At 64.3% G+C, this 14397-nt stretch carries 14 protein-coding genes; 9 read left to right on the top strand and 5 right to left on the bottom strand.

Translation table 11 applies throughout. From position 1 onward, the window contains the following. Positions 1–33: 33 nt before the first annotated feature. Positions 34–516 (bottom strand): response regulator, encoded by a 483-nt coding sequence (locus GDN70_RS01900; protein ID WP_038949377.1) that lies wholly within the window; start codon positions 514–516, stop codon positions 34–36. 434 nt (positions 517–950) lie between these two features. Between GDN70_RS01900 and GDN70_RS01905 the strand changes: the two genes are divergently transcribed. The 4 genes from GDN70_RS01905 to GDN70_RS01920 all read left to right on the top strand — a co-directional run bounded on the left by GDN70_RS01905 (position 951) and on the right by GDN70_RS01920 (position 3430). Then, on the top strand, positions 951–1661 hold the full coding sequence (locus GDN70_RS01905; protein WP_038974749.1) for a Crp/Fnr family transcriptional regulator: 711 nt from the start codon (positions 951–953) through the stop codon (positions 1659–1661). A gap of 188 nt (positions 1662–1849) precedes the next feature. Next, positions 1850–2548, top strand: a complete 699-nt coding sequence (locus GDN70_RS01910) for a Crp/Fnr family transcriptional regulator (protein WP_038949375.1) — start codon at positions 1850–1852, stop codon at positions 2546–2548. A 156-nt stretch (positions 2549–2704) separates the two neighbouring features. Further along, the gene (locus GDN70_RS01915) at positions 2705–3082 is read left to right on the top strand and encodes an Hpt domain-containing protein (protein ID WP_038972601.1); all 378 of its coding nucleotides are present in this window, start codon (positions 2705–2707) and stop codon (positions 3080–3082) included. Between the two features lie 99 nt (positions 3083–3181). Continuing rightward, entirely contained in the window at positions 3182–3430 is a 249-nt protein-coding gene (locus tag GDN70_RS01920; RefSeq protein ID WP_038949373.1) for a hypothetical protein, read from the top strand. A gap of 81 nt (positions 3431–3511) precedes the next feature. On the opposite strand, the gene GDN70_RS01925 is transcribed toward GDN70_RS01920, so the two are convergent. Further along, positions 3512–4135: a helix-turn-helix transcriptional regulator gene (locus tag GDN70_RS01925; protein WP_028139177.1), complete on the bottom strand. Its 624-nt coding sequence runs from the start codon at positions 4133–4135 to the stop codon at positions 3512–3514. Positions 4136–4471: 336 nt separating this feature from the next. On the opposite strand from GDN70_RS01925, the gene GDN70_RS01930 reads away from it, so the two are divergent. Beyond that, positions 4472–5635, top strand: coding sequence for a hypothetical protein (locus GDN70_RS01930; protein WP_152102093.1), 1164 nt, complete (start codon positions 4472–4474; stop codon positions 5633–5635). 806 nt (positions 5636–6441) lie between these two features. Continuing rightward, positions 6442–7656 (top strand): EAL domain-containing protein, encoded by a 1215-nt coding sequence (locus GDN70_RS01935; RefSeq protein ID WP_028139179.1) that lies wholly within the window; start codon positions 6442–6444, stop codon positions 7654–7656. Between the two features lie 10 nt (positions 7657–7666). Here GDN70_RS01935 and GDN70_RS01940 read toward each other — a convergent pair whose 3' ends face one another. Continuing rightward, positions 7667–8527, bottom strand: coding sequence for a DMT family transporter (locus GDN70_RS01940; RefSeq protein ID WP_152102094.1), 861 nt, complete (start codon positions 8525–8527; stop codon positions 7667–7669). Positions 8528–8690: 163 nt separating this feature from the next. On the opposite strand from GDN70_RS01940, the gene GDN70_RS01945 reads away from it, so the two are divergent. The 3 genes from GDN70_RS01945 (at position 8691) to GDN70_RS01955 (ending at position 12507) form a co-directional block, all read left to right on the top strand. Further along, a complete protein-coding gene (locus GDN70_RS01945; protein WP_371731487.1) occupies positions 8691–10067 on the top strand; it encodes a PLP-dependent aminotransferase family protein in 1377 nt (458 codons plus the stop codon). Between the two features lie 152 nt (positions 10068–10219). After that, complete coding sequence (locus GDN70_RS01950) at positions 10220–10882, top strand: hypothetical protein (protein ID WP_131233037.1); 663 nt, start codon at positions 10220–10222, stop codon at positions 10880–10882. 35 nt (positions 10883–10917) lie between these two features. Next, positions 10918–12507 (top strand): SEC-C metal-binding domain-containing protein, encoded by a 1590-nt coding sequence (locus GDN70_RS01955; RefSeq protein ID WP_244625853.1) that lies wholly within the window; start codon positions 10918–10920, stop codon positions 12505–12507. Here the strand turns inward: GDN70_RS01955 and GDN70_RS01960 are convergent. Both GDN70_RS01960 and GDN70_RS01965 read right to left on the bottom strand, forming a co-directional pair. Continuing rightward, the gene (locus GDN70_RS01960; protein WP_152102096.1) at positions 12504–13109 is read right to left on the bottom strand and encodes a GDYXXLXY domain-containing protein; all 606 of its coding nucleotides are present in this window, start codon (positions 13107–13109) and stop codon (positions 12504–12506) included. The two genes, GDN70_RS01955 and GDN70_RS01960, sit on opposite strands and share 4 nt — an antisense overlap. Further along, entirely contained in the window at positions 13106–14377 is a 1272-nt protein-coding gene (locus GDN70_RS01965; protein WP_028139184.1) for a DUF2157 domain-containing protein, read from the bottom strand. The genes GDN70_RS01960 and GDN70_RS01965 overlap by 4 nt, the downstream gene beginning before the upstream one ends. Between the last annotated feature and the right edge of the window lie 20 nt (positions 14378–14397).

Below are 14397 nucleotides of genomic sequence, written 5' to 3' on the forward strand. Positions count from 1 at the left end.
CGTTACCCCGTGGCCATAGCCGCCCGCGCCGCGCTAACCCAATCGCGCGGCCGAGGCGATGTCGCCGTCGGGACGGTGCTCCGCCAGGCAATCGTTGATGGCGGCGAGCAGCGCGTGCGGCGTGAACGGCTTGCGCAGACAGCGTGCGGCACCGAGCTCGAGCGCCATCCGGAGGAAATCGGGTGCAGGCGAATTCAGATTTGCAAAGGCGTAGCCGGACATCGCGATCAGCGGAATGACCGGCGCCCGCTCGTGAAAGAGCCGGATCGATTCGAAGCCGCGCATGTGCGGCATAAAGATATCGATGATCATCAGATCGAATTGCTGGTGTTCGAGCGCGCGCAGTCCGGCTTCACCTCCTTCGGCAATCGTTACCCGAAAATTGTTGCGCTGGAGATAGACCTCGATGGCCATGCAGACCATCGGGTCGTCGTCGACAACGAGAATATGGCGCAGACCTTCTGTCCCCATTTGAGTTTCCCGTTTTGGCGATTCAATAATTGAACCGTGGGGCACGCCGTTCTCCTTTGCTTTCAATCGAAAAAATGGACGGTCGCGAATGTCATTGGCGACACGGGGAAGATGGACGCGAAATCTGCGGCCACGCGACGCCAGGCTTCATGGCAATATTGGTTGGCTGTAAATGCTGGTCCAGCGGACGACACTGCGCGGGTCGACCGGCCTCTGATCGCAGCGCGGATGCAATGCTTCCGGCTCATGAAAGCCCCCTCGCAGCTTTTTCCTGCGCAACCCCCGCAGGACCGGCGCACAGGCTCATGAGCGAATCAGCGCGCTATTCTTATTTCCGCCGCAAATGCCGCAGCCTGTCTGCCCTCTAACGGGTATATGGACAGCCCCACAACCTTTACAATATGTTTTTGTCACCGTGCAACTGGATGACGAGCGGGCTTTACACCGATCGTACATCGAACACGCCGGATTGACCTTCAATGATTGCGAGCGGCTGCCCGTCCAACCAATTACTGCAAATGCTCGACGCGGCAGATCTCGATCTGCTGCGTCCGCATCTCGCCACAGTCGAAATGGTCAGGAAATCTGTCTTGTGCGAGGCGGGTGCTGCGCTGAGATATGTCTACTTCCCGCATGGCGGATCCGTTTCGATCACGGTGGGCCTGTCCGAAGGACAGATGATCGAGGTGGCGATGCTGGGCCGCGACAGTGTCGTCGGTGGCGGCGCGGCGCTTGCCGGCGGCATCGCGCCGACAGACGCGGTCGTGCTGTTCCCAGGGACCGCTTCCGTGCTGGAAATCGCAGCTTTCCGTACGGTCGCTGCCGCAAGCGCGCCGTTTCGCCAGCTCATGGTCCGCCATGAGCAGGCCTTGCTCGCGCATGCGCAGCAGTCGCTGCTCTGCAATACGCTGCACCCGGTCGAGGCGCGCCTCGCGCGCTGGCTCCTGCGTGCCCGCGATCTCTCGGACAGTGAAATCCTGCCGCTGACCCAGGAGGCGCTGGCGCAGATGTTGGGCGTACGGCGCAATGCCGTCTCGCTGGTCGCGCATGCGCTGCAGCGGGCCGGCATCATTCACTACAGCCGCGGCCAGATTGAAATCCTCGATCTGCGGGCGCTGGAGACGACGTCCTGCGACTGCCATTCGGCCGTGAAAGCCCACCACCTCCGCCTGGTAGGAACCGTGCCGTGACGACAGCTCGGCACAATCGACTGTATGCCGGCATGCACGCAGCGTGGCAGGACCGCTGCCGTGGTCGACAACTTGTCCCAATTGCCAATATATCCCGGCGTGAACATGATGGAACTTACCCGCCGCCGGGCGTGATTTCGTCTATCGCGATTCGATGGCGCGGGAACGGGAGGCAGCTTTTGGAAACGATGGTGCGCTCAGCCAACGGTTTCCTGTCCGCACTGTCGGCAGACGACTATGAATCGATCCGCCCGCACCTGCGAACAGTCGACCTGCCCCATGACGCAGTGCTGGTCGAGACCGGCGAGGCGCTGAAGCGCGCGTATTTTCCCCACCGCGGCGTCATTTCGCTGGTGGTGAAACTCGCCAAGGGCGAGCATGTGCAAGTCGCCATGATCGGCCGAGACAGCCTGCTCGGGACGCTCTCGACCATGGGCGATGCGTCCGCGCTGAACACCGCCATCGTGCTGGTTCCGGGCGTCGCGTCGGTGATGGATCTCGACCGGCTGCGGATCGCCGCCGATCAGAGCAGCACCCTGCGCACGTTGCTGACGCGCCACGGGCTCGCGGTCTACGCCCAGGTCCAGCAGACGGCAGGCTGCAATGCCGCCCATCCGGTGGAGTCGCGGCTGTCGCGCTGCCTGTTGCACACGCATGACCTCTCGGGCGACTACCGGCTGCTGCTGACCCAGGAGGCCATGGCGCAGATGATCGGCGCACGGCGCAACAGCGTGTCGCTGGTCGCCAACACCCTGCAACAAGCCAATTTCATCCATTACAGCCGCGGGCACATCCAGATCACCAACCTCGACGGCCTGCGCCAGACGGCGTGCGAATGCTACGCCACCGTGAAGGCCCAGTACGACCGGCTGCTCGGCGCGCGCTGACCGCCGCACGCGCATGGTAAACTGCCTGCTAATGCCGGCCTGCAAACACCTAGTGTCCTGCTACCGGAACTGAAATTCGAATGCCGTAGACACGGGGCATTCCTCGCGCCGGGACGTGCCGCGCGACAAATGACCCGTGATCAAGGCAGCAGGCCCATGTTTGAAGCCACCGTCGCGCCCGCGCAGAAGGCGCTCGATGCCGAGCCTGCGCGCGAGCCGCGCGCTTACGAAGCGCTGGTGCGCGAGATCGGCGAGGACGGTGCCTGCGAAGTGCGCGATGTATTCTGGAGCGAGACTTCCGCGCGCCTGCAATTGTTTCGCACGCTCCCGCCGGCGCAGCATCACGCCAGGATCGCGCGCGAAGCGCATTCGCTGAAGAGCGCGGCCGGAACGTTCGGCTATGTCAGGCTCGCGGCGCTGGCGCTGCGACTGGAGAAGTCCGCAGAGAGGCTCGGCGATGGCGAATTCCGCGATCTCCTGGACCTGATGGACGCCGCCTACGCCGCCGCGCGCGCGCAGGAGCCGCAGGGCTAACCACACGCGCGTGCATTCCCGCCGTACTTCTACGGCTTGGGATTTTTAGAGATGGCTAATCATAGGTGGCGATAGTCGCCGGAAACCAGGAGGGTTTCCATGTTCACCTACGAGACCGCGGACCAGAAAGAGGTTCGCCGCTTCCGTATTGCTCAGTTCAACGGCCGCATGGCGACGGTGAGGGCTGGCGAGTCCACGGTGACCGGCTTCGTGCGTTCGGTGCTGGAGCATGAATCGAGCATGCCGCCCCGCTGGACCATTACGATCATCCCGAACGGACCGAAGGAAGAGATCAAGCCGCTGCGTCCCGTCTCGCGCGCGCGTCCCTTCGCCGAAGATTATTTCTGAGCGCGATCGGGTTTTTCAGACGTCCCGGAAGATCTCCCGGGGCTTTTCCGCATCGCCCGCCGGCGCTGCAACACACCAGCCTCAGTCGATCGAGTGCAGCAGCGCCGCGCGGACGAGATCCGCGGTGTTGCGCGCACCGAGCTTGCGCATCGCCTCGGCGCGATGGCTCTCGAACGTGCGCGGGCTGATCTGCATTCGAAGCGCACCCTGCTTGTTCGAATAACCTTCGCTGATCAGCCTCAGCACCTCGCGCTCGCGCTTGGTCAGCCGCTTCTGACCCGACAGGCTGAGGAGTTCGGCGCTCGGCACGCGCTGGGCCTGCTGGGCGCGGACGGCCTTCGATTCCGCGTCCTCGGCGCTGGAGGGGATCGACAAGCCACCCTTGTGAGGACCGGCAAGCTGCTTGACCAGGCCGCAAACGCGCTCGGTTTGTGCCAGCGCGTTCTCGACCACGCGCTGCAAATAGGCGCGGTCGCCGGTCACAGGCGCGAGTTGATCGCTGTGATGCTTGATCTCGCCCATGTAGAGCAGCAGGGCAGTCAGGGGGCCGTTGAGCTCGCGGGCGATGGCAGCAGCCATTTCGTCGGCGGCCTTGGCCCGGGCGGCGCTCAGGCGGACGAAATCGAGCTCTTCAGTTGGAGCAGCGCTGCTTTCGTACCATTCCGACGGCCGCGAATCGGTGGCCGTATCATTCTGTGACCCCATGTCACTCGTTTAGCGGAACCGGGGGCGGTCTGTGGTTAACTTTTTGCTCCGTAAGACTACGGTGATTTTGTCGGTTTTGCGTTAAAGTGGTGTCGCCGGCACAATTTGTGCTTGCGTTTGGCGGCGCCGGCCCACGCCAGGGTTGAGTTTTTCGCCCAAAACTTGGGCAGACGGACGAAATCATCCTTAACCGCTGCTTTGGCCCGACGCCGCCCCCCGGGTTTTACGGATTAATTAACGGCGACTTGCTTCTCTGAGGGGAAGTAGAGAGCGCGCAAATGCCTCCACGCATTGGGCCCGCACGCCCGCGGGAAACGCTGCGAAAGATTGCGTGCCATGAACGACATCGATCGGCTGTCGGACTTCCTGCAGAGGCTGACGCCGCTGTCGCGCAGCTGTCTGCTCAGCGAACTCGAACGGCTCGAGCTGTGCGGCATCGACATGCCCGGCTCGTCCGACATCCAGTCGCGCTTGCGCGCCGAGTTTCGCAAGGACGGATCGACCCAGGCGCGCGCCACCAGCCCGTCGCGCTATTTCTTCGCGCCGCTCGAGTTGCTCCTGATCGACGCCGCGCCCGAGCACGCCAATATGGGACGGATCTCGCGCAACACCCTCACCCCGATCTGGGAGTGGATCTGCCGCGACCTGCTGCCGACCATGGCACGCGATTACATCAAGGCGATCAACGACCAGGTCGCCGCCAACAACCCGAAGGAAGTCCTGAAGGTCGCCTCGACCTTCCAGACCAAGGTCGTGAAGGTCCTCGAGAGCACCTTCGCATCAGTGGAGAGCACCGAATTCGCGCGCGGCAAACTCGCGCAATACACGGCCTCACGCACCGCCTTCGACGACGTCAGGAAGATGCAGCACGTGCTGCGTGCGGGCGATGCGCTGCCGAAGTTCAACGAAAAGCTGCCTGAGAAGATCGTGAAATTCGACGACGGCCGGGTTGCCCAGATCACCGCGCAGCTCGACGCCTTCAAGAAGTCTCATCCCGATGCGCTGCCCTTCGCGCTGGCGCTGGTGGCGAGGCGCCTGACGATGCCCTGGCAATTGGCGCGTCTCGCCACCAAGGCCGCTGCGAGCAAGAGCGTCACCGATGTCGCCGCGACGCCCTATGCCTGCGTCATTCCCATGGTACTCGACCGGCTCGACGACAAGCGCCTCGCGCTTCGGATCGCACTCCGGCACAACCGGGTGCTGGTCGCCCGCGACCTGCTCGCCGAGATCTACGACACCGAATATGCACTCAAGGTGCGCATCGACGGCATCGAGGGTTGCGAATGGGGAATCCGGCTCCAGCAATTGATGGACGCGATCGCGGCACTGGTGTCGGCCGAGGTGAGCCGCTTCCCGTCCAATGTCGGCCACATTCTCGGCTCGCGCCGGCTGCGCAGCCACGACACGCTCGGCGGCAAGCTGACCTATCTGGCCTGGAAGGGCCGCGACGTGGTGCAGGACGGCGCGGCGGCGTTTCGCAAATTGATCGGGCAGACCTGATATCGCGCGAGGTGCCTAAAGCATGATCCGGAAAAGTGCGCAGCGGTTTTCCGAAAAGATCACGCTTGAACAATAACCCAAAGCGCGATGATCGCATCGCGCTTTAATGCGCACGCGGCAGGCACAGGAAGCGATCGAGAAATCGCCCTGACATCACGATCCTGAACCACCAATACATCATTCGCCGCATCGTCATTGTCGTAAATCCTCGACAGCCCACCACCGGCTGTGCGGAGCAATAGCGCAGGTGCAGCAATGCGCGTGTGATGCACTTCACATTTGCAGCCGTGGGCCCGGACGCGGTGTCGCAGAACCGTCACGAGCGAAAGCGAAACTTGCGCGCATCGCGCGAATGCAATCCTCCGAACGTCGCCGCCGCACGCTCCCAATCCACCCAAAGCCATCGGGGAGAGCGACCGCCGCAACGCAGCCCGCCCACCGCGGACGACGCGGTCCTGTTCACCGTCTTCGTCGCAACGAGCGGTCGCACACCCCGAAGAAACGCCGGAAATTAATCTCCGCTGGTCGCGTCGTTGCTTCGAAAGGGCACACATCTGCGTCGCTCGCTTCCATCCGTCGGCGAACAGGACGCAGCTCAGATCGCGCGAGAGACATTTCGCGTGCGCTGGCAGGCGTTGCGCGCGTGGTGCTCGGGTATGCGAGTTCTTTGCGAAGAGTCTGTCGACAAATTAGCTCGAATTGCAGGGCTTAACGTTACTCAGATAATTCAAGAACGATGTGAAGCTCTCCTTATTTGAACCCACGCTCGGCGTTTAAGAAACCGTCACGGAACGGGAGTGGTGTTGATGAACGATGGGATGGTTGAACTCGTCGGACGAAGGCCTGTGACCTTCGGACGACGAAAGGTAACGCCGCGCGCCTGCGTGGCCGATAGCAAGCGGCATCTGCGCGCCTTCCTCAGCGAGGTGCTGGAGGATCTCGGCTTCGTCACCAGCGAATGCGCCAGCTCGGACGAGCTGCAAACCGTGCTCGCCACCGAATTGCCGGACCTGATCCTGCTCGGCGTAGCCGCCGACGGCATCGAGCCGGGGAGATTCCTCGAAATACTGGTGCGCGAGGCATTCGCCGGCAAGGTTCTCGCCGTCGGCGCCCGCGAGTCGATCATCGTCAAGGCCGTGCGGCAGGTCGGCGAGGAATATGGCCTTGCCATGCTGCCGCCATTGACCACGCCCTTTGCGGCGGAAACGCTGCGCGAGCGCATCGCCATGCTGCTGCCGGAAGAGCCCGCGCCGAGTCCCGCCGTGCATGTCGGCGAGGCCCTTCATGCCGGCTGGCTCGAGCTCTGGTACCAGCCCAAGATCGACGCGCGCACGCTGATCCGCAGCGGCGCCGAGGCGCTGGTACGGATGCGGCATCCGACCTGGGGCGTGGTGCCGCCGGCTTACTTCATTCCCGAAGAGCGCGATCCGCATCTGCGCGACCTCTCCGAATTCGTGATCGAGCGCGCGATACGGGACTGGCATTATCTGCTGGAGCAGCAGACCCCGGTCGATCTCTCGATCAACCTGCCCGCGTCCTATCTTAAGGAGCCGCAGGCGGTGCGCGATCTCTGCCGCCGCGTGCCGACGCATCCGGCCTTCGGCGGGCTGACGGTCGAGATCGACAGCGAGGAGGCGATCCGCGATCTCGATCTCCTGACCGAGGTCGCGCGCGAGGTCGGGCTACACAATATCGGCCTGTCGATCGACAATCTCGGCGCCAACTGGCCGGCGCTGATGGAGCGGGACAAAGTCCCCTTCGTCAAGCTGAAGGCCGACCGGCAATTCGTCACCGGCAGCGGCAGTGACCGGTTGAAGCGCACGGTGTGCCGACACATCGTCGAGCTCGCGCAGGGCTTTGGCGCGCGCAGCGTGGCCCAGGGGGTCGAAAGCCGCGCCGACCTCGTCGCCGCCAACGAGCTCGGCTTCGATCTCGTGCAGGGCTTCCTGTTCGGCAAGCCGATGCCGCTGAAGAAGTTTGCAAAGGGCGCGCTGACGAAGACGGTGATGGGGCAGGCGTGAGGCACAAGCCTCACGCAAACCGCCGCGCGAAGAACACGCAGGCGACCACGAGGACGGTCGCGACGATCATGCTCCAGGCGACGGGTTCGTGCAGCAGCAGGCCGGCGAGCGCGAGACCGAAGAACGGCTGGAGCTGCTGCAACTGGCCGACACGCGCAATGCCGCCGATCGCAAGGCCGCGGTACCAGAAGATGAAGCCGACGAACATGCTGAAAATCGAGACGTAAGCGAGCCCGATCCAGGCGGGCACGCTGACGCCGCTCCAGCTCGCCGGCCAGGTCAGAACCGCGACCGGCACCATCAGCGGCAGCGCGAGCAAGAGCGCCCAGGAGATCACTTGCCAGCCGCCGAGCCGGCGCGACAATGCGGCGCCTTCGGCATAGCCGAGGCCGCACAGCACGATCGCGACCACCATCAGGAGATCGCCGGTGAGTGAGGCCGAATCGCCGTTCGACAAGGCAAAGCCGGCCACCGTGGCACTTCCGAGGATCGCGAACAGCCAGAACAAGGGCTGCGGCCGCTCGCCGCCGCGCAGCACGGCGAAGACCGCGGTGGAGAGCGGCAACAAGCCGATGAAGACGATCGAACGGGCCGAGGTGATGTGCTGGAGCGCGAGCGCCGTCAGCAGCGGGAAGCCGACCACGACGCCGATGGCGACGATGGTGAGAGAGGCGAAATCCCCCCGCTGCGGCCGGGCCTGCCGCAGCACGCCGAGCACGGCCACACCGATCAGCGCCGCGATGACCGCGCGGGCCGATGTCAGGAACAGCGCGGAGAAGCCGCCGACCGCGACGCGCGTCGCCGGCAGCGAGCCGCTGAAGATGATGACGCCGAGCAGGCCGTTGCCCCAGCCGCTTCCCGCAGATTGCATGTCCGTTCCGCCTTTCCCGAGCCGCGATACTCGGCTGCCGGCGGTGGCACGACCAGTCACAATCCAGTACAATCCGGCAAATCTGTATGGGTATGGAAGGTGATACACCTTGGACATCGGAGCGTCATCGAAGGGACGCGGGGGCACGCGGACCATTGACGTGATGAGCGCGATCCGCGCCAAGGTCGCCGGCCGCGCGCTCAGTGCCGGCGACCGCCTGCCATCGGTCCGCAGCCTGGCCGCCACGATGGGCGTGTCGCCGTCAACCGTCGTCGAAGCCTATGATCGCCTCGCAGCCGAAGGCCTGATCCGCGCCCGTCGCGGCTCCGGCTTTTATGTCTCGCCGACCATCATGCCGCCGCTTGCGCTGACCGAGGCCGGGCCGCGGCGCGACCGGGAGGTCGATCCGTTCTGGGTCTCCAGGCAATCGCTCGATGCCGACGCCGCCGTGTCGAAGCCCGGCTGCGGCTGGCTGCCGGCGGAGTGGATGCCGGAAGCGGCCTTGCGCCGCGCCGTCCGTGCCCTTGCGCGGACCGATGCGGATCTCTTGACGGACTATGGCAGCACGCGCGGCGGCCTTTCGCTGCGCCGGCTGCTGCTCGCGCGCCTTGCCGAGGATTCGATTCCCGCGTCGGTCGATCAGCTCATGCTGACGGGCTCGGGCACGCAAGGCGCCGACCTCGTCTGCCGCTTCCTGCTCCGTCCCGGCGACACGGTGCTGGTCGACGATCCCTGCTACTTCAATTTCCGTGCGCTGCTGCGGGCGCATCAGGCCAGGATCGTCGGCGTGCCCTATACGCCGTCGGGCCCTGATGTCACCCGCTTCGAGCAGATCCTCGGTGCCGAACGTCCCAGGCTCTACGTCACCAATTCAGCGCTGCACAATCCGACCGGCGCGACGATGTCGCTTGCAACCGCGCACCGGCTTCTGACTGTGGCCGCCGCGCACGACCTCACCATCATCGAGGATGACATCTTTGGCGATTTCGAGCCGGAGCGCTCGCCGCGCCTAGCGGCGCTCGACGGGCTCACCCGCGTGATCCGCATCGGCAGCTTCTCCAAGACGCTGTCGGCCTCGGTACGCTCAGGCTACATCGCCGCGCGCGCCGACTGGATCGAGCATCTCGTCGACCTCCAAGTCGCAACCAGCTTTGGCGGCCCGAGCCCGGCCGCGACCGAGATCATCGCAAAGGTGCTGGCCGGCGGCAGCTATCGCAAGCACATGGACGAGCTCCGGCAAAAGCTGACGCGGACGCGCCGCGACGTCGCGCGAAAACTTCAGGCGTTGGGGCTGGAGCCATGGCTGATGCCACGCGGCGGATTCTTCCTCTGGTGCCGGCTCACAGGCGGACAGGACGCCGCGCAGGTCGCGCGCGCCGCGCTTGAGGACGATGTCGTGCTCGCGCCGGGCAACGTGTTCAGCGTGTCGCAGACGTCACATCACTTCATGCGCTTCAACGTGGCGCAAATGAACGATCCCCGCATGTGGGACGTGCTGCGGCGAGCATTGAAAAAACACGCCCGAAACCATGGCGCCTGATACCCGTCGCAACAACGGAATTAGCCAAACTGTGCAAGGCCGATGCTAATTGGACGGAAAGAAGTTGCAGCATAGTTCTGCTGGTTTAAGCTGCGAGTGAAAATTGTTTTGCCGGCCGTCGATCCGGTCACATCATTAGCTGAATGACATTCATGCGCTACTTCATTCTCGCGGCAATTGCAGCTGTTGGAGCCTGCAATTTTCCGGCCCAGGCCGAGACCTTGCAGAAGAAGCACGGTCCCGGGTGGAACTGCAGCTACATCTCCGTCGAATTGCAGGGTCTGTATAAAAAATGCATGGAGTGCGACAGTCTCAAGCAGGACGTCGCTCGAACTGCCTATGATGCCGGACAATGCATTGACAGGGCTTCGTTGAGAGAAAACCTCACGACCCGGCCGGACTACGAGAGTCCCCAGGAGGAGCGGATGCGGCTGAACGGCGCAGCCGCTGTCGCTCGCGAGTTGCAGGAGCTTCAGCGTTGGCGAAATCAGCGCACGCCGCTGGACTCGGACGTTTCAGGTGACGGCGGCGGACGAGTGGCCCCCAGCGCCCGGAGACCAAATTCCTCGCCAAGCGGAAATTCCTTTCCAACCAGAGAGTCGGGCGTCAGCGGCGCCGGCGAGCGAGCTGGATCAGGTTCGAATTCACCCGAAATCGGCTCAAAGCCATCCGGGTCAAACGTCAGCAGTCCAACTCACTCGCCATCCGCGGCACCTGTCGGCGGCGTGCACATCGGAGCGGCTCCGACGGGGAAGGAAAGCGACCTGGGCGAGCTCAGGCGCAAGGTTCTCAATTTGAAGAAGCCGGATACTTAACTTCGAAATTTCTCGAAGCGGGGAAATAGACCTTCATGATGCACAGAGTGCTTGTCAATCGGCGCGGCTTCCTGGCGTCGGGCGTCAGCGCGCTCGTCGCGCAACAGCCCCTGGCTGCGGTGGCGGCTGACAGCGCCTGCAAGGCTCCCCCCGCGACGGCGATCACGGACATGCGGGCGGACGTCGCGGTTTCGCTGCGCGAAGCCTTGAAGCGGGCGAAGTCGGGCGGACCAAAGCGGCTTACCGGATTGACCCGCATCGACGCTGTCTGCCGGGACGACGACAACGATATCCTGCTTTGCGGAGTTGCCGAGAGGGGCCAACCGGATCTCTATCTCGACGATCTCATCGTCGCAATCAGATCGGCCGACAGAAAATACGGGAAGATCGAGCCGGGAATCTCTCTGGACCCGGACAGAAGCCAAACGCCCGGTCTCGACCAGATTGCCGGGCGCGACGCGGCGGCGAAGCAACAATACCTGCGCATGTGCTCGCAACAGCCGCAAATGGTTCGCGTGGACGCCCTGCCCAGGCATTCCCGCGTGACGAAGGTGCTCGTCGAAGCCGATTATCGCATGCAGCAGGTTTCGCAGGGCACGCTTCAATTGCCGGTTGATCCGCCCTTGCCCGGGACGTTCACGCGCCGGCTCAACCAGTCGCGGCAGATGCTTCGGGCTGGCACGTCCACGGGCGATTGGAGCAGCCGGCGCCGGTTCTGGTTTGAACCCGGCAAGTTCGAATATGCGCACGATTATGAAACAGCGTTCCTGCAGTCGGCCCAGGTGATCCTCAGCGACGCGGATGCCGACGCAGATGCAGGGGCCAAGAGCGGGAACGAAGATCCCATCGCAAGGGAGTTCGCCTGTGATTGGACCGCTCGCATGGAGGAGACAATTCGTGCCGAGCCGATCTGGCGCGACATGTACAATATCTACCGGCATTTCGCGATTGCACATATCCTGAAGGAACGGAACCTCTACGCGTATGATCTCACGCGACTGATCGACGCTCATGAGATCGATCACGTTGCATTGCCGGATTCGCTTCCAGGCCTGGGGCGCTGGGAAACCCTCGAAGAAGCGAAGGGCAATCGTCGTCTGACGCTGGTCTCATCGGTCTGTGGTGGGGTTTCGCTCGGGCTCGCATCGCGTTTGACGGCGAACAGAGTCAGTTCTGAAAGCAAGTCGCCGTCGCAAATGGCACTGCTGTCGCGGGCGATCGTTCTTTCAAGACCGGAAAAATCATCGGTGAGCTGGACGGTTCCGCCGACGGCGCTTCAAGCCGCTGCAAAGTGGTATGTGGAACGGGAAGAGCAACGCTTACAAGCGGCGAGGGAGTCCGAGGAGAAGGAGCGCAAGGAGGCTAACGACATCAAGATGGGAATGGCGCTGCTGGGCGGGTTCGTGGTGACCGGAATATTGGCCGGGTGGCTGCTGAATCGTCGAAACGCACCGACCCCGGAATTGGCGGCCGCCGGTCCGGGCGCATCATCAACGTCACTCCTGAAGAGTCCCGGTGAACCAGGGACGTCGGGGGAGCTTGCAGGCTTGCGACGCAACGACCTTTGCCCATGCAATTCAGGAAAGCGCTTCAAGCATTGTCATGGCGCACACGAAGCAACTTAATACAGCGGCTCCTCATAGACCGGCTCGCCGTCGAGCAGCAGCCGCTTGATGGCGGCGCGGCCTGAGGGGAGCACGGCGGCAACGATCCGCAGCTTCTGCTGGTTGCGGGCCTGCTCTAGCTTGCCGCCCTCGCCTTCGGGCACGAAATAGCTTTCGAGACCGTATTTGATCGTCAGCCTGTCGCAGAAGGTGCGGACGTTGGATCCGCAGGAATGGCTGACGCGGCCGCGGATCAGCACCTCGGGCGCCGTGACCGGCACGGACTCGGCATGCACCGAGACGGCGGCGTAGACGCCATCGGCATTGGGCGCGAGCTTGACGAACACGACGGGGTTGCGCGCGTCGGCCGTCTTGCCGGCGAGCGCACCGGCCGGCAGCTGCGAGATGTCGTAGCGCAGCACGACATAGTCGCCGCGCAGGAGATCGCGCGGATCGACCGGCTGCGTCTGCAGAGTGACCTCGGTGCCCTCGCGCAAAATCTGCATGCGGTCGGCGACCATCAGCACCAGCAGAACGCATTGCAGCAGGACGGCGGCTGCGAACAGCACGGCTTTCGGGATGCGCTGCCAGAACTCGGAAACGGGCGTGACCAACCTGTTCATCGCGCAGCCCTCGGCAGCGCGCGATTGAGCGCCGTTGCAAAGACGACAGTGACGATGCCGGCCGCCGCAAGGAACGCCGAGCGACGCAGCAACGAGCCCTTCACCGCCCAGGTGATGCCGGCGATGACGCCGGCGATCCCGAGCCAGCCGGCGACGATGCGCGGACGCACGTCATCGAGCACGCCTGACACGACGAGGCACAGCATGGCGCACAACAGCGCGGCATAAGCGAACCAGGGCTCGCCGGCCGTGGAGACCGGCCAGATCGGCGCGGCGAGCAACACCAGCCCGGTCGCGCAGGCGCCGAGGATCTCACCCGCACGCTTCGTGAACGTGGCGGAGACGAGGGCGAGGATCACCCCTGCGGCCCCGCACAGGATCGCCCACAGCGGCTGGCCGGACGCCGTGCCGGTCCGGAAGCGAATGAAGTCGTCGACCGTCGTCACCTCCAGGACAGCGACAGCGGCGAGCGAGAACGCCCCGTAGATCGACAGGACGGTCCCGAGCCGGAGCGCCCTCGGCGAGGGCCAGGCTGCGAGCGCGAGCCCGGCGCCGAACAGCAGGGCGGCGCCGTTGGCGAGCACGAAGGACGGCTGGGCGCCGTCGAACTCGAAGCGGAGCGACGTCGCGATCCACCACGGCAGCACCGCGAGCGCGACGAGATGGGCGGCGGCGCGCGAATTCCAGGCGAAGGCGAGGCTTGCTGCGATCAGCCAGACCGCCACGAACGGAAGATGCAGGACGTCGGGCGCGTCGTAGATCCGCATGCAGGTCCAGATGCCGGCGGCGACGAGGCCGACCGCGAGCGCACCGCGCGAGCCGGTCAGCAGCGCCGCGGCGAACGCGCCGATCGACCACAGCAGCATGCCGCCGGCAAAGTCGTCGCCGAGATGATACATCTGGCCGACCAGCGCGATGCCCGCGCCAAAGATGATCGCGCCGACGCTGGCGCAGAGATCGGCGAGAACATTGCGGCCGCTCGCCGCGAACCAGGCCCCGAGGCCAGAGGTAGCGATCATGCCGGCGAGCAGGATCGCGAACCGCAACAGCCGCGCGATCTCGGTCCAGTGCGCCGCCACGAAGGCGAGGAATGCAGCCGCGATCAACAGACCGCCGACGATGCCGACGACCACGGCAATGTTGATGCCCGCAGGCAGCGGCGGCAGCGCATTACGGATCGAGGCAGCCGCCGCCGGCGCAATCACGCCATCGGCCTCCCATTGCGCAAGATCAGCCTCGAGGCGGTCGCGGTAGGACTTTTCGAACATTGGGGTGAGGTTACCTTGGG

It is taken from the genome of Bradyrhizobium sp. TM102 (assembly GCF_009176685.1).
Taxonomy (GTDB): Bacteria; Pseudomonadota; Alphaproteobacteria; order Rhizobiales; family Xanthobacteraceae; genus Bradyrhizobium; species Bradyrhizobium ottawaense.

What these genes read in the sequence shown, in the direction of transcription:
- GDN70_RS01905 (WP_038974749.1), top strand. Translation starts at nt 951, where the DNA reads ATGATTGCGAGCGGCTGCCCGTCCAACCAATTACTGCAAATGCTCGAC.
- GDN70_RS01910 (WP_038949375.1), top strand. Translation starts at nt 1,850, where the DNA reads ATGGTGCGCTCAGCCAACGGTTTCCTGTCCGCACTGTCGGCAGACGAC.
- GDN70_RS01915 (WP_038972601.1), top strand. Translation starts at nt 2,705, where the DNA reads ATGTTTGAAGCCACCGTCGCGCCCGCGCAGAAGGCGCTCGATGCCGAG.
- GDN70_RS01920 (WP_038949373.1), top strand. Translation starts at nt 3,182, where the DNA reads ATGTTCACCTACGAGACCGCGGACCAGAAAGAGGTTCGCCGCTTCCGT.
- GDN70_RS01925 (WP_028139177.1), bottom strand. Translation starts at nt 4,135, where the DNA reads ATGGGGTCACAGAATGATACGGCCACCGATTCGCGGCCGTCGGAATGG.
- GDN70_RS01930 (WP_152102093.1), top strand. Translation starts at nt 4,472, where the DNA reads ATGAACGACATCGATCGGCTGTCGGACTTCCTGCAGAGGCTGACGCCG.
- GDN70_RS01935 (WP_028139179.1), top strand. Translation starts at nt 6,442, where the DNA reads ATGAACGATGGGATGGTTGAACTCGTCGGACGAAGGCCTGTGACCTTC.
- GDN70_RS01940 (WP_152102094.1), bottom strand. Translation starts at nt 8,527, where the DNA reads ATGCAATCTGCGGGAAGCGGCTGGGGCAACGGCCTGCTCGGCGTCATC.
- GDN70_RS01945 (WP_371731487.1), top strand. Translation starts at nt 8,691, where the DNA reads ATGAGCGCGATCCGCGCCAAGGTCGCCGGCCGCGCGCTCAGTGCCGGC.
- GDN70_RS01950 (WP_131233037.1), top strand. Translation starts at nt 10,220, where the DNA reads ATGCGCTACTTCATTCTCGCGGCAATTGCAGCTGTTGGAGCCTGCAAT.
- GDN70_RS01955 (WP_244625853.1), top strand. Translation starts at nt 10,918, where the DNA reads ATGATGCACAGAGTGCTTGTCAATCGGCGCGGCTTCCTGGCGTCGGGC.
- GDN70_RS01960 (WP_152102096.1), bottom strand. Translation starts at nt 13,109, where the DNA reads ATGAACAGGTTGGTCACGCCCGTTTCCGAGTTCTGGCAGCGCATCCCG.
- GDN70_RS01965 (WP_028139184.1), bottom strand. Translation starts at nt 14,377, where the DNA reads ATGTTCGAAAAGTCCTACCGCGACCGCCTCGAGGCTGATCTTGCGCAA.